This is a genomic window from Colwellia marinimaniae (genome assembly GCF_002207865.1).
Classification (GTDB): Bacteria; Pseudomonadota; Gammaproteobacteria; order Enterobacterales; family Alteromonadaceae; genus Colwellia; species Colwellia marinimaniae.
Genome location: NZ_BDQM01000011.1, coordinates 12,014 through 38,029, shown reverse-complemented (window position 1 = coordinate 38,029; position 26,016 = coordinate 12,014). Strand labels below are relative to the sequence as shown.

Annotated in this window: 18 protein-coding genes and 1 pseudogene; 11 read left to right on the top strand and 8 right to left on the bottom strand. The window is 38.4% G+C overall.

Features of this window, described 5'->3' with window-relative positions; genetic code table 11:
- Positions 1–50: 50 nt before the first annotated feature.
- Entirely contained in the window at positions 51–311 is a 261-nt protein-coding gene (locus MTCD1_RS08530) for a DnaJ domain-containing protein (RefSeq protein WP_057180119.1), read from the bottom strand.
- A 513-nt stretch (positions 312–824) separates the two neighbouring features.
- Between MTCD1_RS08530 and MTCD1_RS08525 the strand changes: the two genes are divergently transcribed.
- Positions 825–1,484 (top strand): peptidylprolyl isomerase, encoded by a 660-nt coding sequence (locus tag MTCD1_RS08525; protein ID WP_057180118.1) that lies wholly within the window; start codon positions 825–827, stop codon positions 1,482–1,484.
- Between the two features lie 80 nt (positions 1,485–1,564).
- Positions 1,565–2,611, top strand: coding sequence for an endonuclease/exonuclease/phosphatase family protein (locus tag MTCD1_RS08520; protein WP_057180117.1), 1,047 nt, complete (start codon positions 1,565–1,567; stop codon positions 2,609–2,611).
- Between the two features lie 137 nt (positions 2,612–2,748).
- Here MTCD1_RS08520 and MTCD1_RS08515 read toward each other — a convergent pair whose 3' ends face one another.
- The 3 genes from MTCD1_RS08515 to MTCD1_RS08505 form a co-directional block, all read right to left on the bottom strand.
- The gene (locus MTCD1_RS08515; protein ID WP_057180116.1) at positions 2,749–4,281 is read right to left on the bottom strand and encodes a DEAD/DEAH box helicase; all 1,533 of its coding nucleotides are present in this window, start codon (positions 4,279–4,281) and stop codon (positions 2,749–2,751) included.
- A 562-nt stretch (positions 4,282–4,843) separates the two neighbouring features.
- Complete coding sequence (locus MTCD1_RS08510; protein WP_057180115.1) at positions 4,844–7,384, bottom strand: PilZ domain-containing protein; 2,541 nt, start codon at positions 7,382–7,384, stop codon at positions 4,844–4,846.
- A 446-nt stretch (positions 7,385–7,830) separates the two neighbouring features.
- Positions 7,831–8,448, bottom strand: coding sequence for a DUF5610 domain-containing protein (locus MTCD1_RS08505; RefSeq protein WP_057180114.1), 618 nt, complete (start codon positions 8,446–8,448; stop codon positions 7,831–7,833).
- Between the two features lie 506 nt (positions 8,449–8,954).
- Between MTCD1_RS08505 and MTCD1_RS08500 the strand changes: the two genes are divergently transcribed.
- The 4 genes from MTCD1_RS08500 (at position 8,955) to folD (ending at position 12,098) form a co-directional block, all read left to right on the top strand.
- On the top strand, positions 8,955–9,623 hold the full coding sequence (locus MTCD1_RS08500; RefSeq protein ID WP_057180113.1) for a YiaD family glycine zipper/OmpA-like lipoprotein: 669 nt from the start codon (positions 8,955–8,957) through the stop codon (positions 9,621–9,623).
- Between the two features lie 6 nt (positions 9,624–9,629).
- The gene (locus tag MTCD1_RS08495) at positions 9,630–9,929 is read left to right on the top strand and encodes a hypothetical protein (RefSeq protein ID WP_057180112.1); all 300 of its coding nucleotides are present in this window, start codon (positions 9,630–9,632) and stop codon (positions 9,927–9,929) included.
- A 273-nt stretch (positions 9,930–10,202) separates the two neighbouring features.
- Entirely contained in the window at positions 10,203–11,165 is a 963-nt protein-coding gene (locus MTCD1_RS08490) for a transporter substrate-binding domain-containing protein (RefSeq protein WP_231732972.1), read from the top strand.
- Positions 11,166–11,237: 72 nt separating this feature from the next.
- Positions 11,238–12,098 carry a bifunctional methylenetetrahydrofolate dehydrogenase/methenyltetrahydrofolate cyclohydrolase FolD gene (gene folD, locus MTCD1_RS08485; RefSeq protein ID WP_057180110.1) on the top strand — a complete coding sequence of 287 codons (861 nt, stop codon included), beginning with the start codon at positions 11,238–11,240 and terminating at the stop codon, positions 12,096–12,098.
- Between the two features lie 503 nt (positions 12,099–12,601).
- Here the strand turns inward: folD and MTCD1_RS08480 are convergent.
- A complete protein-coding gene (locus tag MTCD1_RS08480; RefSeq protein ID WP_057180355.1) occupies positions 12,602–15,493 on the bottom strand; it encodes a M16 family metallopeptidase in 2,892 nt (963 codons plus the stop codon).
- Positions 15,494–15,962: 469 nt separating this feature from the next.
- Here MTCD1_RS08480 and MTCD1_RS08475 point away from each other — a divergent pair, with 469 nt between their 5' ends.
- Together MTCD1_RS08475 and MTCD1_RS08470 are read left to right on the top strand one after the other, a co-directional pair.
- The gene (locus MTCD1_RS08475) at positions 15,963–17,093 is read left to right on the top strand and encodes a methionine aminotransferase (protein WP_057180352.1); all 1,131 of its coding nucleotides are present in this window, start codon (positions 15,963–15,965) and stop codon (positions 17,091–17,093) included.
- The gene (locus MTCD1_RS08470; protein WP_057180109.1) at positions 17,081–17,869 is read left to right on the top strand and encodes an amidohydrolase; all 789 of its coding nucleotides are present in this window, start codon (positions 17,081–17,083) and stop codon (positions 17,867–17,869) included. Before MTCD1_RS08475 ends, MTCD1_RS08470 begins: the two co-directional genes overlap by 13 nt.
- Positions 17,870–18,610: 741 nt before the next feature.
- Here the strand turns inward: MTCD1_RS08470 and MTCD1_RS08465 are convergent.
- Both MTCD1_RS08465 and MTCD1_RS21710 read right to left on the bottom strand, forming a co-directional pair.
- Complete coding sequence (locus MTCD1_RS08465; protein WP_057180108.1) at positions 18,611–19,408, bottom strand: Rossmann-like fold-containing protein; 798 nt, start codon at positions 19,406–19,408, stop codon at positions 18,611–18,613.
- Positions 19,409–19,689: 281 nt separating this feature from the next.
- A pseudogene (locus MTCD1_RS21710) lies at positions 19,690–19,839 on the bottom strand (Type I secretion system protein TolC); the annotation flags it as partial.
- Between the two features lie 389 nt (positions 19,840–20,228).
- Here MTCD1_RS21710 and MTCD1_RS08455 point away from each other — a divergent pair.
- Positions 20,229–22,880 (top strand): TonB-dependent receptor plug domain-containing protein, encoded by a 2,652-nt coding sequence (locus tag MTCD1_RS08455; protein ID WP_057180351.1) that lies wholly within the window; start codon positions 20,229–20,231, stop codon positions 22,878–22,880.
- A 211-nt stretch (positions 22,881–23,091) separates the two neighbouring features.
- Here MTCD1_RS08455 and MTCD1_RS08450 read toward each other — a convergent pair whose 3' ends face one another.
- Positions 23,092–23,574: an FKBP-type peptidyl-prolyl cis-trans isomerase gene (locus MTCD1_RS08450; protein ID WP_159459904.1), complete on the bottom strand. Its 483-nt coding sequence runs from the start codon at positions 23,572–23,574 to the stop codon at positions 23,092–23,094.
- A gap of 420 nt (positions 23,575–23,994) precedes the next feature.
- On the opposite strand from MTCD1_RS08450, the gene MTCD1_RS21195 reads away from it, so the two are divergent.
- Together MTCD1_RS21195 and MTCD1_RS08445 are read left to right on the top strand one after the other, a co-directional pair.
- The gene (locus tag MTCD1_RS21195; protein WP_157447792.1) at positions 23,995–24,135 is read left to right on the top strand and encodes a hypothetical protein; all 141 of its coding nucleotides are present in this window, start codon (positions 23,995–23,997) and stop codon (positions 24,133–24,135) included.
- 392 nt (positions 24,136–24,527) lie between these two features.
- Positions 24,528–25,811: a lytic murein transglycosylase gene (locus tag MTCD1_RS08445; protein WP_057180105.1), complete on the top strand. Its 1,284-nt coding sequence runs from the start codon at positions 24,528–24,530 to the stop codon at positions 25,809–25,811.
- The last annotated feature ends 205 nt before the right edge of the window (positions 25,812–26,016 follow it).

Sequence of the window (26,016 nt, the reverse complement as noted above, 5' to 3'; positions counted from 1 at the left end):
GTATTGTCTGCTTTATAAGTGATAAGTTCGCTTGGCGTTTAACTTAACGCTTAACTCAAGGCATTATGCCAAAAAGAATCTGCTACCACTCGGGGATCTGCTATAACGGTATAGTTACTTTTTAGATACAAAGTACGCTTTTTAGGATCCGAAATAGCCTCATAGGCCTTTTGAATTAATTGGAATTTCTCGCCATCCTCAGTGCTAGTATTTTTATCTGGGTGATATTGATTAGCAAGTTTTCGATAGGCTTTTTTGATCTCGACCGTCGTTGCATTTCTAGCTACACCTAACTGTTCAAAATAATCCATAGATTTACCACGACCTCTTATTGACGTTTTATCTTAACAACATCATTGTATTTATTTGCCTGTTAAGCATTGCCTGGGCTTCATCAATAACGCCCACCTAAGACCCTGAGAATAGTGTATTAACATCTATCGCTGGGCCAAACATAAAAGCTAACATAGGGGTTAACCATTATAGCTATTTTAATCTAATCAAAACATTCTTGCTAACGTTATTTAATATAGTGACTTATATTGGCACATCTAGCCTAAATCATTGCCAATAACTGCCGATATCGTCAATAAACTTGGTAGAGTTGCTGCTGGCTAAATGATTTGCTTAGACTATTGCTTTATTGGATGTCGCGATGATGGCAGCAGGAAAAGTGAATAACGCCAGCTTTGCTCAGTAAAAACACCGCCATAAAAAAATCATGGGAATACTGTTACCTGCAACTTGATAGCTGATAACATCTGACAACACCCGATAAGTTAAAATACTTTCAACCCTTAAAATAACACCATAAGACCTTTTATATGAAGAATAACAATAAAATAATTGCTAGCCTTTTTTTAATAATCACCCTCTCGGCTTGTAGTGGCGGCGATGCGGCAATAAAACAAGCCGAGAGTTTTATTACTCACCAAGCTATAGATAAAACAGATCCCAGTTGGAAAACCCAATTAACTAAACCGCCATTACTTACCTTTACCCAAGGCAAAGATTATTTTTGGGAGCTGCAAACAAACCAGGGTAACCTCACCATCAAACTATTAACAGATTCAGCACCCATGCATGTTTCCAGTACCATTTACTTAACTAAGCTTGGTTTCTATGATGAGTTGATTTTTCATCGGGTAATTCCAGGATTTATGGCGCAAGGCGGTGATCCTTTAGGCAGTGGCTCAGGTAACCCAGGTTATAAATATGATGGCGAATTTGAAGGTACGGCAGATCATAGCGAAGCTGGCATGTTAAGCATGGCGAATTCAGGCCCAGGTACTGATGGCAGTCAATTTTTTATTACCTTTAAAGCAACACCTTTTTTAGATGGCAAACATACTGTTTTTGGTAAAGTGGTTAACGATGAAGAAGGTAGTTTAGCTAAAATTGAAGCCTTAGGCAGTAGACGTGGTAAAACCACAACCGAAGTTAAAATAATTAAAGCATCAATTCGTATAGCCGACAGTGAATAAAGGAATTTAACCTTATCGTTATAGCAGATACATTAGCCGCCTCAGTAGTAGATACGCAACTTAAAATTGCCACCTTCAATTTGTTTAATTACCTTGAGCCACCCAATGCTTATTATGAGTTTGAGCGTATTTATAGTGCCGAGCAATGGCATAAAAAACAAAAGTGGATAGCGGATTATTTACGTGAATATCAGCCTGACATTATTGGTTTTCAAGAAGTGTTTAGTACCGAGTCATTAAAAGTATTGCTTACCGCACAAGGCTATAATTATTTTGCCGTGGTTGATCAACCCGAGGTTATTGATGATTTTATTTATCGATGTCCTGTGGTCGCCATTGCCTCTCGTTATCCTATTGTAGAGGTTGATGCGGTACGTCCTAATGCTGACCTTGCCCAAACATTAGGTTTGAGCAGTGACTTTTCTTTTAGCCGAAAAATAATCAGAGCGACGGTTGCAGTACCTCATCTAGGTAATTGTGATTGTTATGTGGTGCATTTTAAATCTAAGCGTTCAATGATTGCACTTGATCAACAACAGCAAAGTTCCTCGGCAGAAAAAACCATTATTGACAGCCTAAAAGCACAAGTGGCAGGAGGTTGGGGCTCAACCATACAACGTGGCAGTGAAGCGACATTATTAATGATTGAGATGATAGAGCGGCGAGAGACTACCGGTCAGCCCATGGTATTAATGGGCGATTTTAATAATAACTTAACGGATGGTGTGTTAAATCATTTACTGACCAATACTTTACGTTTTGTCTCCCACATTGATCGCGATGCCTATCTGGCTAAATATTGTTTAAATGATGCTTGGGATTTATTGCAACGGTCGCTGGCTAAAGAAGTGAACGAAGCTGATGAACCTAATGCAGCTAATACTAAGCAAGCAGTAAGTCGAGCAGAAAAAGTACCGCGGACACCAACACATTATTTTGGCGGTACTAGCTCGGTACTCGATTACATCTTATTGTCATGTGAATTTGATGCCAGTTATCACGACAGTCTTTATCAAGTCAGTGGCTATGATACTTACGACCGACATTTAATTAATCCTATCTTCGCGCGTGATGGCGAAAGTACCGATCATGGCATAGTATTAGTGACCTTAACCTTAAGATCATAATGGTTAAGCAGAATTCTTATTTTGACTGATTACGCCATGATTTGGTATTTTATTCTCTACTTGGCCTCGCGATGACCACAACAACCAAAGAGGCTTTACCTGCCAAAGCCTCTGTTGTTATCAATGATTATTTCTACCTAGGCTATTGCTAAGTCTTTCCTCGCTATTGCGGTTATCAAATTGCTAACCCGGAGCAGTAAACCTCTAATTGATTTGTTATGAGCGTGTTGATCCTCAACTAACTTAATGCAGCTATCAACTAAGGCATCACTATAAGCGAATCCTATCAGGGCAACTAACTTAACCATATCGAGCTCATCAAGCATCTTGCTACTTTCGTCTTGCTGTTCATAGACGATATTAACCAACTCTATGGTGCTGACTAGTTTTTCCATCTTAGGGTTAAGTCTGGCTAACGATGCAGCCCGCTTCTTCGCTGTACTATCAACTAGATCCTTATTGGTAACTAACGTAGGTCGAGGTGGTTTACGGATAGTCGATGGCTTTCTTTTGACAAGTTTACGCTCTATTGATTCATGGTAACTGAACTCACCATCGACAAACTGAGCGATATTGGTCACACTCAATCGCTCAGACATGATAGCGGCCGACTTAGCCGTTTTACGGGTAAAGTCTCTATAGTCTTCGGCAAAACCATGAGTCGAGATACATTGAGCTAAATCCAGAATTAACGCATTAGCCTTACCCTTTGAGGCACGTAAACACCTACCGATAATCTGTAAATACAATCTTAATATCTTGGTAGGTCGCGCTAACACCACGCAATCGGTAGTAGGGTCATCAAAGCCAATGGTCAGCATAGACATATTGATGATTAGCCTAACCTCGTTTGACTTGTATCTACGTATGCTTTCATCATTATCACTACCCGAGCGCTGAGAGTGAACAAACTCATGTTGAACACCGAGCAAATCAAAAGCCTCAGATAACGCCTCGACATGTTTTATCGAGTTAGCAAACAGCATCACCTTGCGACCATGAGATAGTGCATCATCAACGGTCTGCTGGGCAACTAAGGAGCAATGCTCCAGTAATATACAGTCTAATCCAGAGGCACTAAAGTCACCTCGGTACATTTTCACGGCACTATAATCTATCTCTTGAGATAGGCTAGGAACTTTGTAAACAGGCTTGGCTAATTCACCTAAGTCAATCAGTTGCTTAGTGGTAGTCTCTTCAATCAATATCATCGACTTATCAATATAAACGCCTAACCTATCAATGGGTGTAGCAGTAAGGCCTATGATCAAGTCAGGAGCTAGCTCTTCACGCATAGCGATATAAACACCACCCATACAGCCGACATGATATTCATCACGTAGCAGTACATCACATTCTATATTTAGGTACTTTCTTCGAGCAAATGACTGCTCCATCACTAAAGTCACATCACCACCAGCTATATACTCGTAGCCAGATTTGACCACGCTAACAGACAGACCATTAGAGGTAAGCGTATTTAATAATTGTGGGATCAAGGCAGCATTACGTAGACTTATCACGACTTTTTTATCGGACAATGCTTGGCACAATTTAAGTATACATATACTCTTACCGCCCCCCGTAGGTAACGCAATAATGGAGTTTCCCCCTGCGTTAATAGCTTTATTGACGCTGTTAATTTGATAATCTTTTTCTAATATCTGCATGCCATACTACTCGGGGTTCTTGCTAATCGGGGGCTTGTTAAACCAATGTGTTCTACGTCTAAGTTTCCTCACAACGCAAGCCCTCGACATTAAGATTTATGTGCGCTGCATCACAAGTCTTTTCGAAAGCGGGCACTATTATATACTGAAACGATGGCAATATGCAGAATTCAGATTTTACTTTTTTTTAGTGCCGTAAAATCAATTAATTGCTATCTTATTATCGGTTGGCATTGCCGTCGCTTTGAAGTGCTCAAGAACAAAAAAGCATACTTAGAGCGCTGCCAACACCTGAGTAATACGTTATCAACAAAAATGGTGATGACCCAAACTTTACTTTGCAAGATGGCATTTTTGGTTGGATGAATTTTGGTTATCCAGTCATGCGTGGCGATATTGAGGATGTTGCCGACTAAAAGCATTCCAGGCTAATCTTTTCAGCCCTAAACTTTTATTCGGTATAGGACATGCTCCGAGATTTACGCTGGGTAAGTTGGCACTAAATTTAAGCGTGACTTCAAGCACGTCTTATTGGCTGGCCTTATTAAGCCTTCTGTGAGTGTTATACGTAACTTAATTTTTTTAGTGTTGGAGTAGTTAAATTAGCATTGCTGATCATCTCAATTGCGATGTCAGTTAAATCAGTCACTTCTCCTATGCCAATAGTGTTTTCTAATTGCACTTCAAGATCATGAGCCAGATTTTTGTCCAAACTCTTTAAATAACTGATTTCGTCACGATAATGCATATTCTGAGTTTTATTACTTCTTTTTAATTCAATCTTTAAAATTGCTGGCTGACCAAGATTAGAGAGCTTATTGGTATATACTTGTAATTGTGAGGATTTCTTTAATACCGCTAAATCACGATACCAGAATGAGTACTCTTCTTTTTCATTTTGATCTTTATCTTTTGGTAAAACAAGAATATAGAAAGCACGTGCGGGTAAATTTTGGTAAGCAAGAGCCGCAATGATTGATAAACATGATTCTCTAAATTTCTTATTACTCAATAAGTTGAGAATAATATCTTCACTGCTCTCATTTTTATAAATAAGATTTTTAAGTGCTGAGTTACCACTAAAGCTTGCTGCATTAATATATTGTTGATGCTTAGTGGCTTTTAAATAGAAAGGAATAGAGAAATGATTATGAGCATATATATTTCTCATCGCTTTTTGCAGGCCATAAATGCGACTGCCCTGTTTGCCACACGCTTCAATGTTATCAATGTGCTGATATAAATACTTTCTTATGGCTCGACATGCCTGATGTTTACTTTCAATGGCGTTCATTAATAACCGAACTGCGCCATGACCGTCATAACCCAGAACAATATATTTTTGTTTTTTAAGCCGACGTTCTTGCTCAGTAAAAGGTACCGTTAGTTCAATTTCGATTTCTTCACCGGCTCTGAATTTAGTTTCTTGGGCCAGGTTTACTAATAAGCCCTGAATAGAAATATTTTGAGTTTCACCTGGAATATTTACCAAGACATTATTACTGCGTGTTATCGCCATTTTAAACGATAAGACAAAACGATCTTCACTTCTTAATTCATCATTTTCAGCGGTTACTATTTCAATTTCAGCAAGTTCATCAATAGCACTAAGTTGGTAGCGTTTAGGTAACAGGCGGTCAAATTCAGTCAAATTACCCTGTATTGGTTGATATATAGTTTCGTATAAACTGGTTATATCTGAGACTGTTACCATGTGATCGCAGTTATTAATCACCTCTACAGCCGCTTTAGGGGTAGCCCTATTTAATACCGCCATTTTAGGATGAACATGACAAGGTAGTGCTGATGGTACATACGCATCTTCTTTAGCATTAATAAAGGATGACGATATTTTAATCACTCTAAATAGGCCGTTTTTGAAATAACGATTAAAAACCGCTTTAACACTTTTATCATTAACAAATTCGTCATACCAAATAAGTGCATAGCTAAACGTTTCTTTATAACTAGACTTCAGTATGAATGCATACTTAGCCACGGTATTTTGTTTGTTTAAGGCATGTTGAATATCTTTATGGCCAAGTAATACCGGTAAATGAAAGTTTTGTTGTCTATCGCTAAAAAAACTCCATAAGTTATCATTACCTGAAGTTTTCATCGCTACTTTTACCTGCCAAGTATTATTATTTTTATAGCAAAGTAGTGGAATATCATGGGTTTTATTTAAATATAACTGCTCATAACCTTTAGAGGTGATCGAGTCAAATAATGGTTTAATAAATAGATCAGTAGGACCTATTATGGCTCGCTTTTTTTGCATTAAATAATGAAAAAACAACACGCGCATTTGTTTATCTGTTAACGGCAGTGAGAATTTCAACAGGTATTCAAAGTTATTATTTACTGACGAGCTTTGACTATCAATTATCTCAAAGCCCAGTTCGAGTTCTTTATCAAAATCTATTTCTTTATGATGGTCATATAACCATAAATACACTTTGTTAGATTTAATATGCTCTATTTTATTTAACGTCCTAATGATAACTTTTCTGTTATTCATTTTTTCAATACTAGCCGTTATACCAACGGCTTTCTTTCCTTTCGATGTCATGCCCATAATTGGATTAAGAAAGACTTTACAAGAAGAGTTAAGGCTCTTTATTTCATGAATTATTCGGTTTTTATTCACTAAGGGTTTCGGTTCAGTTTTATCTATTTTAAAGGTGGCATTTTTACTGCTATGGCTATTTTCGTGTGTATTGTTATTTTTATTTATCGCTTTCTTAGCGACTCTCTCTTGAGCATTTTCAATAACTTCATGATAAATCGCTATGGTGTAAATATTTTGGTATGCCACTAATTTTTGCTCGAAAAACACTTTACCTGCTGAATCAAGATAATGGCTTATTTTATTATGTTTAACCATCTCACAATCGCTAAAAAACAACCGTAAATCAATCGATTTAGTTGCTTGTTGAGCAAGTTTTTTTATTTCATTTTTAACGGCCAGATGTTGACCGGTACCTTCTTCAGGTAATAGTTTTTGAACAAGGTATTCTAGTCTGTCGTTGCTGGCATAAGGAACTAAACTTAATATTTGCTTGGTAAATTTCACTAAGTGAGGACTTATTGCACTACTCATTAGTCGTTGTACCTTATCTGTTACATGAACATATTTTAAAATATTTTAAAATCATATTCTTAGCTTATGTTATTGCGATAAACTAATGTTTACCGCCGATAAATGAAGCCTTTATTGTTATGTTTAGGTTAATAATAAAATTTACCAGCCAATATTCACTTGCCGATAAAGCCGTCAGTTTTTAGGCCATCAAATACAAATGACCATCAGTTTTTGTCAAGAATGAACGGTGATTTATTGAACGACTGTCTATTTATCACGCTAGGGTGACATTAAGCTTTCCATCGTCTTAGGTCAACAATGCCGATAAAAAAGACAACTTGAATTGAATGGCGCTTGCTAGCATTAAAAAAGGCGAACCATTGCTGGTTCGCCTTTTTATCTAAAATTAGGGTTTTTCTACAAACTAACCTTTATAAATGGCCATTATTTAAGAAGAAGCTAGTTTACTCTTCCTCATTCTTACTAAAAGAGTCGACAAAAGACTGTAATCCCTGTTGAACTAGCTCATAGGTTTTGTCAATATTACTGGCAATATCTCCCGCTAAGACTTTGAAACCTCCGAGTATATCCCTGGCTTCAGTAAAACCTTGCTCTATGCCGCCACGAATAATATCAACAAAGGCAGTTAACGATTGCTCTTCGTTCATTTGTGGATTTTGCTCTCGATAAGAAGCCAAAAACTGCGTGCTAAAAGCAACAATACGTTCTGCCGTTGCTTCTGGACTAAAATCAATACCCGAGTCATAAGCATTTTCAACGCTAGCCTCAACCCCTCTGTCTTTAAGGGCTTCGTTTATTCCCTGCAAGGCGGTTTTTAACAGCAGTGACAATGGCTGATCGCCGATTGTTTTACTGAATTTTAGTGACGACGCTATAATCGCCGCATTAAGTTGTTTTTTCTGGCTGAGATAAATAGACTCCGGTACTTCAGCCATTTTTTTCTTATCGGCAAGCTCCGATACCTGCTGTCCCATAGCGCCATGCTCTTTTTTATCCTGTGCTTTTGCTAAGGAGCGAACATTTTGGCTAAATGTCGCATTTGGATTAATTGATGAGCTCATAATATCTACCTTTATTTATCAACGCCTATATAAAAAGTATCGGCATGATGAAGTATAACTTAAGCGTTAATCTGACTATATTTCGGACAGTAAAATTTTATTAATTATCAGGGTACTCATTGATATTTAGGTGTTAACGTTAAGGATTACTATTTTCCTTCCGCTTTAACAATGAATAAAACAATACTGGTCAAACAGCTAAAAGCACTACAACAACGGTTATCTGCCTCAAGACCCCATAGCCATAGGCATAATATTTAAAAGATAAATACATCTGGACATGGGCAAGTCCAGACACCTATAATCGCCGTTTTATTACCTACTGTTACCTTTATACCGTTAGCTTTGCCCATAATTTAAAGTCTGTTTACTATTTATTCTCTACTCTGTTACCAAAAAGTATGGACGATGAATATGAAAAAGCTAGCGTTAAAAATATAATGGCAGTTATGCTAAAACACCATATTCAAACCCCAAACTCATAAAACACTTTTTAAGGAAAAAAAATGAAATTATTTACTATCCCGCTAATGACGTGTCTTGCCCTAACCGGCTGTTCGACTTTTGACCCATATACTGGTGAGGAAAAAGTCAGTAATACCGCCAAAGGCGCTGGTATTGGTGCTAGTGTGGCCGCAGTAGCTGCCTATTTAGCCAACAAAAATGAAGACGATATTAGTAAAAGAAATCGTAGAATTTTACAAGCGGCAGTCGGTGGCGCTGCGATTGGTGGTGGCATTGGTTTCTACATGGATAGCCAAGAAGCTAAATTAAGAAAACAATTACGTGGTTCAGGCGTTAGCGTTGAGCGTGAAGGAGATAACATCAATCTTATTATGCCGAGCAATATTACCTTTGCTTCCGGTAATACTAATATCGAACAAAGCTTTTTATCGGTATTAGATTCAGTTGTTTTAGTGTTACAAGAATTCGACAAAACCTTGATAGTGATAGCTGGCCATACAGATAGCTCAGGCTCGAATGCACTTAATCAACGTTTGTCTGAACGTCGTGCGCAGTCAGTTTCTACCTACCTAATTGGTGCTGGGGTTATCACTGATAGAATAGAGAGAATTGGCTTTGGTGAAACTCAGCCAGTAGCCAGTAATGCGACTAAGGCGGGTAAAGAGCTTAATAGAAGAGTAGAAATTACTCTGTTGCCAATTACAGAGTAATTAACTATGAAATATTTACTTTCAGTGTTAATGATCGTCGTATTATCAGCATGCCAAAGCGCAACAGAGTTGCAAAGTGCTTATTCAAAAGGCTTGGCTAATAGTTATTCTTGTGGACAAATAACCAGCGCATTGGCAGCGTATGAGGCAGACAAAACATCTTTTGCTACGCTTAAGCAAATCGCTGAGATGTCAGGATTAGTGATTGCGCCAAGCGCTGAAACGGATGCTAGCTCATATTACGAAAATGTAAAATCTGCAGCCACTGTTGCTATGCTTGTTCAAGGCTGTCCGCCAATAACTTAACTGTTATACGGCTTACAAAGCTCTTTATAAAAAGCTCCTCATATATATATGCAGGGGCTTTTTAAATGGGTAAAATAACCCTATTTGTTAACCGATACATTATTGAATGCTTACCGTAGCGGTGAAATCATGAAATTATTTGCTAGCTCCTGCTCTATATCCAGGTTACGGGTCGTGAGTGGTTTAGGTTGTGAGTGATATTTATAGCTTTGCAGCGATGAAAGCTATTTTATTAAATAAAATACAGTTAGAATAAGCCGAATTTTTACTCAGATGACATTTTCCTTGAAGCTATTTCCCTCACCACCAATGCTAGCCTCATTCATTAGCTTTACTGTTTTTATTGGCGCTCTTTACAGCGTTACTTATAGTGCCACGGCGCAAAGTGAGCCGATAAATGAGCAGGTGAGCAAGAAAAAAATCCTTTGGTTAGTAGAAGACAAGATTGAAAATATAGATCTATTAGCTAAAAATTCTGCTGAATCGTCAACCGCTTCTTATATTGAAAATTTAATCATTCAACAATTGAAAAAATCACCACAATATGATGTTCAAATAGTGCGAGTGACAGCACCACGAATAAATAAAATGCTTATTACTAAAGATGATGTCTGTGTCGCCAATAGAGCGAAGACACCAGAGCGTAGAGAATATTCACTCTTTTCAGATCCACAAAGCTTTTACCTGACCCATAAACTTTACCGCTTTAATCAAAAGTCTGCTTTACCTAGTCAATTATTTAATACCAAGGGTGAAATCAAAAATCTTGCCAGTGTCTTTAAATCATTACCGACACAAACTATGGGTGTTGCCCAGGATGTCTCTTTTGGTAATTTTCTTGACCAGCAAATAAAACAAATAAATCCAGAAAATATCTATTACCGTGGCGGCAATCAGCGAGTAGTGGCGCTAGCGTCGATGTTATATAAATCACGGGTTGATTTTGTCCTCGCCTTACCTGTAGATATAACCCCAAATGAAGCACAAAAAACACTGCTAGAGCAATACACCATTGCTGGTGCGCCCCCTTACCTTATTGCACATTTTAATTGTTCAAATAGTCAGTTGGGCCAGGGTATTATTAACGATATTAATAAAATATTAGCCAAAGTTTACCAAAGTAAAGACTATTACCAAGCACACAAAAAATGGTTCTCCGATAAACAATTAGCTGGCTTACAAACTTTTTTAGCGGAAAAGTTCGCTGAAAAAAAATACCTCGACCCCACTCAATAATACTAACTATTGAATTTTGAATCATGGGGTCAATAACTATATTCTTCTAACATTTTAAAAAGTAAAAAACATATGATTATTGATGGTAAACAAGCAGCAGTCGATTTACGAAAAGCACTGGCTATTGAAGTTGCACAACTAAAAAAAGACAAAAACATTACCCCAGGCTTAACGGTTGTTTTGGTGGGGGAAGATCCTGCTAGTCAAATTTATGTTCGTAATAAGGTTAAGCAAACTCGTGAAGTTGGCATGATTTCAAGTGAAATTAAATTGCCTATTGATACTACTCAGGCACAATTGCTTGAGCAGCTTGAGCAATTAAATAATGATAACAGCGTACATGGAATTTTAGTGCAGTTACCCTTGCCTAAACATATTGATGAAAGTGTCATCATTGCCGCTATAGCTCCTCATAAAGATGTCGATGGCTTTCATGCCCTAAACTCTGGCCGTTTACTCAATGGAGAAAAAGGCGCATTAGTTCCTTGTACACCACAAGGTTGTATTATTTTGGCGAAAAAGCATTTAGGTGAAGATTTATCAGGCCTGCATGCCGTCGTTATTGGCCGTTCAAATATTGTCGGTAAGCCGGTGGCTTTATTACTTTTACAAGAGCACTGTACGGTAACTATTACCCACTCCCGCACGAAGAATTTAGCTGAAATTTGTCGACAAGCGGATATTTTAATAGCCGCGGTTGGGCGTCCAAACTTTGTTAAAGCAAGTTGGGTTAAAAAAGGAGCAACCGTTATTGATGTTGGCATTAACCGTATTGAAGATGAGAATGGCAAGGCTAAACTTGTTGGTGATGTTGACTTTACTGCCGTTGAGAAGATTTGTGGTGCAATAACACCCGTGCCCGGCGGCGTAGGGCCAATGACGATTGCTTGCCTATTAAAAAATACTGTTGAAGCGGCAAGAGCTAACGCTTAACTAAACCGCAGTGAAACCTCATTGAAAGCTGAGTTAAATTGTCTATCACGACTAAAAACCAATAAGCTGTTATTGGTTTTTTTATAGTGTAAAAATAGAAAAATATAACCGCAGCCACTTATTTGCTCGAAACATTAAACATAGCATTAGTAATATTACATGAACTTTTTCCATCGCGTTATTATCGCAACATTACATGCCGAAACACCAAGGTGAACAAGCGTTGTTTTCAAATGAATAGCCTCTGATTATTAGTGATAACCTCAGCTAAAGTATAGAAAATACAAAACTTCAGTCAAGTTCATCTTTGGGCCGTTCGAGCCTTTTATTTTATCTTGGTATTGAATAATTGCCGAGCTTGTTTGGTAATGCTGTGGCAACAAATTAATGACATTTACTTTGACGCCATTTATTCTGCATTAAAAACAAAAACACCACGGCAAGCGTGGTGTTTAGTAAAGTCTGAGAAGACCCGTCAGATGAATACTGAGTTATCGCTATACTTATTTAAAAACCTTGTCTACCGCAATAACTTCAACATTTTTAGCCGGCAGCGCTAACTTATAACTTTCGATAATTTTATCGGTAGCTAAAAGCTCGGCCGGTTTTTCACTGTTATATGTTAACGGTGATACTTGTTCAGACAACAAACGTTTCTTCATATCTTTAGCATCACTTGAAATGAAAACATAATGAATATCATCAGTTTGTAAGTTCTCTTTAATAACACGATTGACATCGGCTAACGATAGTTTGGCAAACTCACCACGTACGTACTTAACAAACTCTTCTGTTTGATAAAACTCACTATCAAGTGCATAACCTAACTGCTGATCTTGGCTAGCCACTAATTGCGGAGCATAGTTAGTTAAATAATTACGTGTTGCCTGAAAGTCTTTTTCGCTCATGCCATTTTCAATCAGTTTGTCCAACTCATATAAAGCGGCACGTGTGGCGAAATGCGCATCATTATTTGAACGTAAAGGACGTAACCAAATTTGAAAAATTTGGCTTGAACGGCCTAGGTTTGCATCCGGCTTAGTTTGATACATACCACGTGGAAAATATTCAATATAAGAATAATCACCATAGTTCATACCACGTGCTTGACGTATTTGTTGATACAAGTAGCTATTAGAGCTACGGTGTTCACCAAAATATGAACGCACTAACCAAAGCGCGGCCCAATCTTTGTCACTGCGAATAGTATCGATGGGAAAACCAAAAGATACAGCGGTTGATTGCGCATTCTTTTCTACAATTGTCGCATGATGACCTTTTAAAATCGGTGCTTTGGCAATAGTTAAGCGTTTTTCATCACCAACAGGTAAAGCCGTTAAGTCGGAGATTAACTGTGCTTTTAAAGCACTCGGCATAGCGCCAGTAATACCCAAATGTAATTTAGCTTGGGTAAGTTGTGTGCTGTAGAAGGTTTTAACATCTTCAATGGTGAGTGCTGCTAAGTCAGACAAATCACCATTATTATAGTTTTCATAAACATGGCCCTGATACAACTTGCTATAAAGCACCTCTTTGCCTAACTCCTCATCATTAGAAGATTTAAGCCCTGATTTAATGCCCTCAATTAACTCTTTTTTCAGACGTTTAAAATCTTCTTCACGCCAACCCGGATTCAATAATTGATCACTGATCAATTGATACCACAGCAAAGCATTGTCTTTGTGAACACGACCGGTAAACGACATCATTTCTTTATCTAGCTGAGACGAAAACTGTCCGGCTAAAGGGTATAGACCTTGCTGAATGTCTTTATAGCTACGCGTTTGTGAACCACCTTGGGTTAACATGAGAGCAGTCAATGCTGCCACACCTTTCTTACCGACTGGATCTGCTGCCGCACCAGTATAAAACAGGAAGTTAATATCAATCAACGGCGAGTCATTCGTTTTATCTAAGACCGAAAACAGCGGCGCACTAGGGTGAGCCTTGTTCATCTCGATTTTTGCCACCGCGCCGTTTAAGTCAACTTCTTCTGCAAAGCCAGCAATTTTATCTAATGCTGATAACGTCACTGTAGTGCGGTTTTCATCGACAAAATATTGATTGGCGATGTCTTTGATATCTTCAGCCGAAATTTTATCAAAGCTATTATATAGGTGGTTAATCGTTTCTGGATCACGATCAAAGTGCATATAACTGGCAAGTGTAGAAGCGATAGACTCGGAAGAATCTAACTTATTGACAAAGCTATATTTTAAATTAGATTTTAAGTTATCAAGCTTTTCGGCTGAAACTAGCTCAGTACGAGCTTGCGCATAAGTACGATTCACTGCATCACGGACAATCACTAAATCTTTTTCTTCATTCACTTTGATGAATACATGACGTAAGCCAGCATCTTTTGTTTCAGGATTGTAGTTAAACATTTTGCTCGCCAACTGCTTATCTACCACTAGCTCTTGATACAATGCTGAGTTTTTTGAAAAGTACAATTCAGCAATTAAATCTAAAGCGGCGCGATCTTTTTCCTTCGGTTGCCAATCAGAGCCTTTATAAGAAACTAATAACCAATGACCCGGTAAATCATCAAACTGTTCATGAACATACTTTGCTGCTGTTTGCTTTGGCTCTGGCGCGATTTCATTAACAAAATCACCTTTTTCCCAACTGCCCCAATGTTTTTCTACCATAGCCATTGTGGCTTGTGGCTCAACATCACCAACAATCACTATAGAAACATATTCAGGCTTATAAAACTGATTAAAGAACTTTTCACCATAAGCCATTTGCTCAGGCATTGCTTCTACATCTTCAAAGAAGCCCATGGTGGTATGTTTATAGGTATGACTTTCAAATGCTTCTTTTCGCACAGCCGCTAGTAGCTTTCGAATTGGGCTAGCATTGTTTTTTAAGTATTCACCTTTTACCGTTAACGCTTCAGTTTTAAATTGTGCCGCTGTGTAGCTAAGGTTTTTAAAGTGATCCGCTTGAATTTCTAATACTTTATCTAAATGTGCTTTAGAAAAATCTAAATGATAATTGGTGTAATCGTTGGTTGTGTAAGCACCATTATCAACACCAGCATTTTTAAATAAATCAGAATAAACATCTTGTGGAAATTTCTCTGAGCCTTTAAACATCATATGCTCAAAGAAATGTGCAAAGCCGGTTTTACCCACTTCATCTTCATCGCGAGAGCCAACTGACACGGGGATTTGTACGGAAACAAGATCTGGATAGTCAGTTCTCACCACTAATACACTTAAACCATTCGCTAATTTTTTGAATAAGTATTTTTGGCTAAAGACTTTATTGGCTTCATTTGCAGATGATGGTATTGACGCGCTATTGCTAGAGTCAGCGTCAGTGGTTGCCATGCAGGCGGATAACGTTAAACTTGCGGCTATTACGGCCGCCAAATATTTCTTTTTCATCTTAACTTTCATCATTGTCCCCTATATTATTATCACGGTATCTTATGTAACTTTGTACAGTTTTTCATTAGTTTTTCATTAGTTCTTCGAGTTAAAGCTACGACATCATGTAACAAATTAGTTACACGCCATAAATACAAAGAATGAAGCGGGTCTATTGGGTGCTTAGCGTGGCAGTGGCGACAACCGTAAAGGGGGTGTCCCCTAGCTATACTCTGCAAAAACTGAAGGTTAACTTTGTGCCGTTATCGATTAACAGCGGATAACGATTGAACTAATAAGCCGTTAGTCATAACATTGATTGATCGGTTCACTGTCTATTTTAAAAAGCCACTTGAACCTTATTTACTTAATAGCTACTTAAACGATTTCTATATAAACATTCACGACTAAAAAAATAAGGGCGTCTTTAGTGTCATCTTCTTTTACCAGTAAACTACCTCATGTAGAGACCAGTATTTTCACTGAAATGTCGGTAATGGCTAATCAGTATCAAGCCATTAATTTATCGCAAGGCTTTCCTGAATTTGAACCGCCTGCTTTTTTGAAAGATAAAATTAATCAAGCCATCTCTGAAGGCAAGAATCAATACTCACCATCAAACGGTTTGCCTGAGCTGTTAACTGAAATTGCCAACATGGTGCATAGGCAGTATCAAGTGCATTTAGCCGATGAGCAAAAGATCGATGGGCTAAACAACGTCACTATTACCTCGGGCGCTACCGAAGCATTATGGGTCGCGATACAAACCCTAGTTAGCCCAGGTGATGAAGTAATAATTTTTGACCCCGCCTACGACTCTTATGAGCCTGCCGTTGAACTAGCGGGAGGCATTTGTCGTCATATCACCCTGGATGCGCCAAGTTATGCAATAAACTGGGCCGTGGTAGAGAAAACTATCAATGCCAAAACACGCGCGATTATTATCAACAGCCCACACAATCCAACCGGCTCAATATTGAGTCAAGCTGATCTTAGTGCCTTACAAGGCTTGGTTGAGCAATATAATTTGTATGTCATCAGCGACGAAGTATATGAGCATATGACCTTTGACGGTTTACGCCATGAGAGTGTTTTACGTTACCCTGAGTTGTTTAAACGCGCCTTTGTCGTCTCTAGTTTTGGTAAAACCTTTCATTGTACTGGCTGGAAAATGGGTTATTGCATCGCACCCGATGAGCTTACCGCTGAATTTAGAAAAATTCATCAATTCGTTACCTTTTGCTCTTTTACCCCGGCACAAATTGCCATTGCGCAAATGTTAAAAGCGCAACCAGCACATATCACCGAGCTAGCAAATTTCTATCAACAAAAAAGAGATGTGCTCATTAATGCACTGCAAGAGTCTCGTTTTAGCCTACTGCCCTCGAAAGGTACTTATTTCTTATTATTAGATTATTCGGCAATATCACCACTCAATGACCGTGAATTTTGTCAGTGGTTAACCAAGGACATAGGTGTTGCCGCCATTCCACTCAGCCCATTTTATCCAGCAGAGCAAAGGCCAGCGTATCAGCAGAACAATAAAGTGATCCGACTCTGTTTTGCTAAAAATGACGACACTTTACTTAAAGCAGCGGAAATATTATGTCAACTTTAACCATAGCCGCAGTGCAATACGATATACAGTGGTTAGACCAACCAGCCAATTTTAATGACTTAGCACAGCTGATCGAAAATCACTTTACTGACCATGCTGCTGCCGACTTATTATTGCTACCAGAAACCTTTTCCACTGGTTTTTGTATTAATAAAAGCAATGTACAAGAGCCCGAAGATGGCGGTCTTGCGTTAGCCTGGCTAAAGAAAATAGCACGACAATATAACTGCGTAGTAGCTGGCAGTGTTTTAGTGAGCCACAACGATAAAAAAGTGAACCGTTTTTATTGGGTGTTTGCTGATGGCACGGTTCAATATTACGACAAACGTCATTTATTTCGTTTAGGTAAAGAGCAAGACCATGTTGAACCAGGCAACAATAGAAAAGTAATCACCATTAACGGCATCAAAATACTGCCCTTGGTTTGTTATGATTTACGCTTTCCCGTTTGGTGTAGAAATCGCCAAGATTACGACCTTATGATCAATGTCGCTAATTGGCCTGCTGCGCGACGACATGTCTGGGATACCTTATTAAAAGCACGAGCAATGGAGAATCAATGCTTTGTTGTTGGCGTAAATCGTATCGGAGCAGACGGTAGTAATACCCCTCACTCTGGTGGCACCACTATCATTGATTTTACCGGTGAAACCATTGTTTATGCGGCGGATAATCTACAACAAATCATTACCACACAACTGGATTTCAGCACGCTTGAGCAATTTAAAGATGACTTCCCCGCATTTTTAGATGCCGATGAATTTGAATTGTTATAACGAGTGAACAAGATAATAGTTTAGAACGTAACCATATGTTTTTATTGCTTACATTCAGTTTATCTGGATACGTAGTTCAGAGGAATTTAAGAAGGAGAAACAAGAGCGGCGGCTTTATCCGATGCAACGTATTGTATAAATCGACGGAAAAACAATAAATACCACCGATAATTTTGTTAAAGCGGTAAAAGGCAAAGAGCAGCAGTCGTCCATATTAATTAAAACCTTAGATTTTAAAACCTTAGATTTTAAAAATAATGCGGGGGGTCATTACTTTGAGTAATCGATAATAACTACTGACCATTTTATGAAAGCAAATACACCAATGGCAAAGGGGAAAAAACAGATCCTCTACTACGCTAAGAGTCTTGCACATAGATACACGTAGGCTTTATCGTCGTTAATTGATGCTGAATTGTTATGCCGCCGTTGAGTATGTGTTGAGTAAACAAGTGAGACGCGTGCATCCATCCCTGAGGCTCTACACAAGTATCCATGCTTGAGAAGCTCACTTTTATTTCATCAGCAATACTCCCCCTTAAATCAAAGTATTGCGCATTGAGCCACACTTAATTACGACAGAGCCTTACACTTTGGTAACTCTCTACCTTGGATTCAAGTAAAAAGAGTAATACAAGCGATCAATCAGCATGGTTTAAAGGCGTGTTTGCTGAGTTGCAGGTTAACTTACTGAGTAAATTCTTATTGAATAACAATAACTCGAAGCAACAGTCTATCGAGTTATTGTTCAAACTGAGCGACATCATCTAACCACTGTTGTTCAAAATGCGCCATTTTCTGATGTTTTTTACTGGCTAGATGATGCTGTTTATCTTGTTCGGTATAAAAGGGACCCACTCGACAATAAGGGCAATAACCCTCACCTAGATAATTGGGTTTACTGATTTTGTCCTCAAGTTCGCTACTGATACGACGGCTAAATACATAAGTGATGCCTTGAGTATCTTTAACATATTTATCTCGATCAACATTTCTTATTTTGTAGCCAGGAAATTTCTCTATGTCAAAGGGCATACTGCCCAGGTAATGAATATCACTATGTAATGTTAACGATTGTTCAATATGCCATTGCCGGTAGGGTTTAACATCTTTTGAGGTAATAAAGGCCAGTTGTGCGCCATGACTATCTAAAAAGTAATCAAAACAATTTAAAAGATAAGTCCGTAATAACCGGCGGTGCAAGGTATTTACACTGACATTTAGGCACTGCTGCTTAAAATCTTCAGCCGAGTTAAACGCAGATAACAAAGGAAATTGAAAAAAAACGGCATCATATTGATATTTGCCCAGCTCACCCCATGTTTGATTGTTTGTTACATCAAAACCGGTAAGCACCTTGCACCCTTGCGCTGCTAATTGCTGGAAATGTGTCGCCCCATATTTAGCACTTAATGAGGAGTATTCATCAAAAATTGTCGCCGTTAAAACGTGTGGACGATAATTTTTCAATAATGAATGCGAAAAGGATAAATCGCCATCACCAATGGTTAATATGCGCCAAGCCGGATTGATATACATAGATAACTAACGCTTATTGAGTTTAAGTCGGAGTGGTAAATTAAGCGTTATTGTAAGCGATTTTTACGTTACATTCGATTTTATTGCTCCAACAGAACTCTATTTTATAGACTAAAAAGCAGTCCTTAAAGGGACAAAATATAACAGACACCCACTCAAAATCTTAAAAAAAGGCTTACCGATAAATAGCGCGTATAATTACACTTTAATTGTGGTGACAAAACGGAAATTAACATCAACGGGCAAAATAGGGGGTTTCCTCAAATTAAGGTCCACTAAGGAAAAACTCCACTTAATGTATGTAATTTATCGGCGTCCCACCCTCGCCTATGTCCATGACTTTGTCCTGTTATTTTATCTTCACCACAAAGAAACTCCCACCGAACACAACGAGAAAGACAATGATAATAAGGGGTATCAACTAAGCTTATTTGCTGTTTTCTTGGGGGTAGCCATAATAACGCTAAAAAATCATTTTTTGGTCATTATTTAACCATTCCCGCACCACTCAATTATTTCTGTTTGAGTGGGTGTCTGTTATATTTGGTTATATTTTTGTTATATTTGGTTATATTTTGTAACTAACCTTGCCCGTTAGTTTTACTGGTCTGGCATCGATCTGGACAAATTTCTTTACAATTTACCTTTTCATTACCATGGTATTTGGTTTCTTTAGATGAACCTTTTTGATATAACTTTCTTGTTATAGTTTTCCTTAAATAACAAAAAGTTAGTTTTAAAGTCCTAGCGAGAGCTTTGACGATTAATAATAAAAACATGGAATTGGAATATTAAGATGAAAGTTAAAAACACTATTACGATGAAAAAAAAGACGCTAGCCTTGTGTATCACCACGGCGCTGTTAGCTTCACAAAGCTTAAGTGCTTTTGCCGCAGATGAAGAAGACATAGAACGAATTGAAGTGACCGGCTCGCACATAAAACGCCATAATATGGACGGACCATCACCGGTAACCAGTATTTCCGCCTCGGATATTGCTAAAACCGGGGTTACCGATTTAATCGGTTTATTTGCTAAATTACCCATAGCGGGCCAAGGTACTTTTTCTACCCAAGCCAACAGCAGTGATGATACCGCTAACGGTGGTTCTAGTGTTTCTTTACGCGGTTTAGGCGCTGATTCCACCCTAATTTTAGTCAATGGCCGCCGTGTATCGGTTAGCCCATTTGCTAAGGGGATAGACACTGCTTTTGTCGATATCAATAATATTCCTTTGTCGGCAATTAAGCGTGTTGATATATTAAAAGATGGCGCCTCGGCAACCTACGGCTCCGATGCCATCGCCGGTGTTATCAATATTATCCTGCGTGATGACATTGATGGCATGGAAATATCTGCTAAAATTGGCGATACCGCCGATGGTGGTGGTAAAGAACAAAGTATCAGCCTGGTATTTGGTAATCATACCGACAAAACCAGCAATACCTTTATTTTAGATTATTTTAATCGTGAAGGAGTCCTTTATGCCGATCGCAGCTACTCAAGTACCGCTAACCAAGCAGAGCGGCGACCTAACGACCCTTATGCCACCGACTTTAGAAGTTCATCGGGTATTCCTGGTACCATAGCCTTAAACTCTGATCCAACAAAAAGATTAGCGGATATATGGGGTAATGATAAATGTCCTAGCGAAAGTATCACCCAAGATACCGATGAAAATGGCGATTTAACTGGTTATAATTTATGTCGCTATGATTATGCACCACACATGACCATGATTCCGGCATCAGAACGTTTCAGCTTCACCTACATGGGCAAGTATGAAATTAACGATAATATGCGCGCTTTTGTGGAATTAAACGGGCAAAATGCCAAGACCACAATTAAAGGTGCTGGCAGTCCAAGCTTTAATGAACTCTTTATGGCGGGTGATAACCCTAATCATCCCATGGCCGACATGCCTGACCATGAATTTTATCAGCAAGACTTAACCATGCGTCGCCGTATGGTAGATATTGGTAATCGCATAAAAAAAGTGGATAGCAATTACTATCGGACTGTTCTGGGTTTAAAAGGTGAACTGGGTGAGTGGGACTGGGAAATGGCCTATAGTTACATCAAGAGCACCTCGGTTGAACGTGGTGTTGATGGTTTCCCTAACTCACGTCGTGTACAAGAATCCATTGATAATGCCTCATGGAACCCGTTTGAACCCTCACAAAATAGCCAAGCCGCTTTAGATTATATTGAAACCACCACCACACGTGTGGGTAAATCGACCAACCGCACCTATGATGCAAAAATTTCAGGACCGGTTATGGAATTGCCGGCGGGTGAATTATTCATCGCCGTAGGCGCCGAATATCGTGAAGAAACCATCAACGATAATCCGGATGATCAATTCTTGCGTGGTGAAATTTTTGGCACAGAATCCACTGCTGCCAGCGGCTCTCGCGATAATACCGCTATGTTTTTAGAATTAGCGATTCCTGTTATAGATAGCCTTGAACTACAACTAGCGGCACGTTATGAAGATTACAGCGACTTTGGCACCACCACCAATCCTAAAGTTTCATTTATATGGAGCGCAACGGATGACATCGCCATTCGTGGTTCATGGGGCACTGCATTTAGAGCGCCATCACTTTCACAACTTGGTTTAGGCCGCACCGATGAGTCGCCTAACTTAGTAGATACTATTCGTTGTGATGCGGTGGGTAATGTTAACAAAGCCTGTGAACCTCAAGAATACACCGCGGTATTTGAAGGTAATCCAGACTTAGGCCCGGAAGAGTCTACCAGTTATAATTTTGGTCTAATGTATAACATTACTGAATCATTAGAGCTTTCTCTTGATTATTATAGCTATGATATTGAGAACATCATTGACTCTGATACTCAATTTGTTTTCAGTAATTTTGGTGATGATCCTAATGTAGTTATTCGTCTGCCAACCAATATTGCCAATGATCCCGGTGAAGTAGTAACCATTTTCGACTCCTTCCAAAATATCGGTGACTTAACCACCACGGGCATTGATTTAGATATAAGATATGCCTTAGAAACGGGTATGGGTGATTTTAGATTCTCATATATTCTTAACTATGTATTAAAATATGAAGATAAACGCCCTGATGTCGATGGCGGCCAACGTATTAATGTAAAAGAAGGTGATTTTGAACAACCACAATTTCGCTGGACCACGGCTGTTGACTGGTCACTTGACGATGTAACTGCCAATGTCGCGATTAACTATATTGCTGAGTTTGAGCAAGATCAATCGGTGAGAGTGCAAGGCGATGGCACCATATTAGCCCCCTTGGATGCTATGGTAACTGTGGATGCCTCTGTTAATTATTACGGCATTGAAAATACCACCATCACCTTAGGCGCAACCAACTTGTTCAATGAAAAACCCCCCTTTGCCTATCATGATTTTATGGGCTTTGCGGTAAATACTCATAATGGCCAAGGTCGTTTTGCCTACCTTAAGGCAAGCTTCAAGTTCTAGACTTAACCCGTACTAATAAAGTTAATACTTATTTATTAGCTAATTGTTAACACATAAAGCCGCATCCTATTTTATGATGCGGCTTTTTATGATCGTTATTTTTATCAAATTCGGGTTAATTCCCCTTGAGTGGGTGTCTGTTATATTTTTCCGCGGCAAATCGTATAATTTCCTCTGACCCCGTTTATTAATATTTTCTATAATTAAGTGACTAGTCCTGACAACGTGCATCAACAAGGGTTATTTGCGAAATAAGCACGCTATTGGGCGCAACTGATCCTGGTGAACCTCTACTGCCATACGCTAAATGGGGCGGTATATAAAGCTCCCAGGTTTCACCAACCTTCATCATAGGTACGCCTTCACGCCATCCTTTAATCATTTTAGATAGCAAAAACTTATCGGGGTTACCGCGTTGATAACTACTGTCGATAATTCGTTTCGATTTAGCTGACAACATTTTATAGTGCACAGTCACTTTAAAATCAGGATCAGGTTTACAACCAGTACTTTGCTCTAAAACTTTGTACTGCAACCCCGAGTCAGTGGCTAGCACCCCCTCTCGTTTAAGATTCATGGTGAACCAGTGTGCATTGATTTCTTCGGGACTATACACGCTACTAGAGTTGTTTGAATTGGTGCAAGCAAATATCGAGGTACAAGCAAAACTGACGAATAGAGTGCGTATTAACATCTTTTTACTCTCGACTAATAAGTAGGCTGTTTTATAATTTATTGAATTAAGCATGGCTTTAGGAGAACCTGTTTTTACCTTGTATGACGAATAGAGCAACTGATTTTATCGCTAAATTATATGAAAGTCATGACATTAAAATTATGACTTTAAAGTTATGACTTTAAAGTTATGACTTTAAAGTAAGCAATTCATTTTCTCCAGTACACTATTGTTTTAATTGGATAACCATGCCCCATTTATTAAGGTTGCTTGCAATAAACTCAATAGCTTGGCGTCACGATGGCGACCACACCCCTTAAAATATAGTAAACTAACTACATTTAGTCGGTATTTATTACTAAATATACTATTTTGAGTTGATTATTACGTAAAAATACTACATATTAAGTAAGTATTAATAATAGAGGTTATTAAAATATGGAAAATCAACAAACACATTTAAGCACTGAGAATGTAACTGAAGTGACAGCGTTTGATTATAGCAATGAGAACTTCCCTCGTGACTTTGATATCCGTATTGAAGTTGCTGAACAACGTGAAGTACTAGAGCAATCATAGCTTAAAGTACGGGTAAAACCGTTTAGTTATTTGGGATGAAGGGGAACAACTACTCCCCTTTAAAATCCCCCAGATCGCCCTACTCCGCAGAACATTCACCTGCCAATGTCATCTAGTGTAGCCCACAATTTTATCGATAAACTTAGTAGACTGCAGTTAGTATCCCTGCTTGGCAGTCGTAGTGGCGTTACACGCCACTTATATGAAGCTCAGTTTTGGAATTCCCATGTCACTCAAGCTGCTAAAATGAAAGTTAAAGGTTGGCTGAACTAAGTAAAACATGTTATTTTTAAATTAAAACGATGATTAAATCATTGTCATCAATGTACAATTTAGCCATGGTATTACTACTTGTATTTTCAATTTCAGTTCTAGCCAAGGAATACTCATTTATGCACTCGTCAAAGCAATTTTTTAAGCAGATACTTCATTTTTTTAATAGCAGAAAATTAATCATCATCTGCTTATTTTTTCCTATACTTGCTAATGCAACAATTGCCGATCAAAATTTTCTCCAGTGCAAAGTTAATTTAGTTAAACGCGCTGCACACACAGGGTTTTCTTCCTATATAACTCAAACGGTTATTAATAATATTTCCCCTATTGAGCAAGTGATTACTTTAGATAAAAAACAACAAGAATTTACCCAAACTTTTGAGCAATATATTAAGGCAAGGGTGACGGTTTACCATGTTCGAGTAGGTAAGGAAAAATTAAAACAACACAAAAAGCTATTTGACTCATTAGAAAAAAAATACGGGATTCCCCGCCAATATTTAGTGTCTTTTTGGGGCTTAGAAACGGTTTTTGGCAAACATAAAGGCAAACTGTCGGTACTTGATGCCCTAGCAACGTTAGCCTGTGATCAACGCCGTAGTGAGTTTTTTACCCAAGAATTATTAAACTTGTTCACCTTAATTGACACAGAACAAGTTTCTGTTGAGCAACTAAAGGGCTCTTGGGCCGGTGCAATGGGACATATGCAATTTATGCCTTCAGCGTTATTAAAATATGCAGTTGATGGTGATAATGATGGCAAAGTGGATGTTTGGAACAGCGAGGTAGATGCATTAACAACGGCGGCTAATTACTTAAGTAAAATCGGTTGGCAAGCTAAAGAACGCTGGGGCAGAGAAGTAAAATTGCCAGAAAACTTTGCCTTTAATAAAGTGGTTTTTGATCAATATTACCCACTTAATTATTTTCAACGGTTAGGCGTTCAAAAAACTAACCATCAACCATTACCTGTTTATGATATTCAAGCTGAGCTTTATCTACCTTCAGGCCATCAAGGGCCAGCATTTTTACTTTACCCTAATTTCAATGTGATCATGACGTGGAATCTGTCGAAAAGCTATGCACTATCAGTAGGCATATTGGCCAATAAATTAGTTGCCGCTAAAGGCATTGAGTTTTTTGAAAAAGAGCAAACTAAAGTGAAACCTTATAGTATTGCTGAAATGAAAAATCTACAAAGCCAGCTTAATTCGTTAGCATTTGAACCAGGTGAGCCCGATGGCATTTGGGGGCCTAAAAGCAGACATGCCATTCGCTTATTTCAGTTACAACATCAACTTATTGCCGATGGATATCCAAATAAAGAAGTTTTTTTAACAATTAAGTTAGTGATGAGTAAAATTGAGCCTACTACGCCCAGTACCAATCAAGAGAGTTAATAGGAACCTTGATTGATGCCTGCACAAGTAACGCCAAGGCTTGTTGTAAGGTTTCAATGAGTGGCTCACCGCGAAAAAACACAAAAAAACACAAAAAGAAAAACACCAGACACCCACTTAAAATAATTAATACATAAGATCAATAAATCATCGTTTCTGATTTAAATTGAGCAGAATTTAATTTTGATTATTATGGTGACGAAGA

Bases quoted from the DNA above. Each gene is read 5' to 3' on its own strand.
- MTCD1_RS08530 (WP_057180119.1), bottom strand. From the start codon at position 311: ATGGATTATTTTGAACAGTTAGGTGTAGCTAGAAATGCAACGACGGTC.
- MTCD1_RS08490 (WP_231732972.1), top strand. From the start codon at position 10,203: ATGACATTTTCCTTGAAGCTATTTCCCTCACCACCAATGCTAGCCTCA.
- folD (WP_057180110.1), top strand. From the start codon at position 11,238: ATGATTATTGATGGTAAACAAGCAGCAGTCGATTTACGAAAAGCACTG.
- MTCD1_RS08525 (WP_057180118.1), top strand. From the start codon at position 825: ATGAAGAATAACAATAAAATAATTGCTAGCCTTTTTTTAATAATCACC.
- MTCD1_RS08475 (WP_057180352.1), top strand. From the start codon at position 15,963: ATGTCGGTAATGGCTAATCAGTATCAAGCCATTAATTTATCGCAAGGC.
- MTCD1_RS08445 (WP_057180105.1), top strand. From the start codon at position 24,528: ATGCACTCGTCAAAGCAATTTTTTAAGCAGATACTTCATTTTTTTAAT.
- MTCD1_RS08455 (WP_057180351.1), top strand. From the start codon at position 20,229: ATGAAAAAAAAGACGCTAGCCTTGTGTATCACCACGGCGCTGTTAGCT.
- MTCD1_RS08505 (WP_057180114.1), bottom strand. From the start codon at position 8,448: ATGAGCTCATCAATTAATCCAAATGCGACATTTAGCCAAAATGTTCGC.
- MTCD1_RS08470 (WP_057180109.1), top strand. From the start codon at position 17,081: ATGTCAACTTTAACCATAGCCGCAGTGCAATACGATATACAGTGGTTA.
- MTCD1_RS08480 (WP_057180355.1), bottom strand. From the start codon at position 15,493: ATGAAAAAGAAATATTTGGCGGCCGTAATAGCCGCAAGTTTAACGTTA.
- MTCD1_RS08500 (WP_057180113.1), top strand. From the start codon at position 8,955: ATGAAATTATTTACTATCCCGCTAATGACGTGTCTTGCCCTAACCGGC.
- MTCD1_RS08515 (WP_057180116.1), bottom strand. From the start codon at position 4,281: ATGCAGATATTAGAAAAAGATTATCAAATTAACAGCGTCAATAAAGCT.
- MTCD1_RS21195 (WP_157447792.1), top strand. From the start codon at position 23,995: ATGGAAAATCAACAAACACATTTAAGCACTGAGAATGTAACTGAAGTG.
- MTCD1_RS08510 (WP_057180115.1), bottom strand. From the start codon at position 7,384: ATGAGTAGTGCAATAAGTCCTCACTTAGTGAAATTTACCAAGCAAATA.
- MTCD1_RS08495 (WP_057180112.1), top strand. From the start codon at position 9,630: ATGAAATATTTACTTTCAGTGTTAATGATCGTCGTATTATCAGCATGC.
- MTCD1_RS08450 (WP_159459904.1), bottom strand. From the start codon at position 23,574: ATGTTAATACGCACTCTATTCGTCAGTTTTGCTTGTACCTCGATATTT.
- MTCD1_RS08465 (WP_057180108.1), bottom strand. From the start codon at position 19,408: ATGTATATCAATCCGGCTTGGCGCATATTAACCATTGGTGATGGCGAT.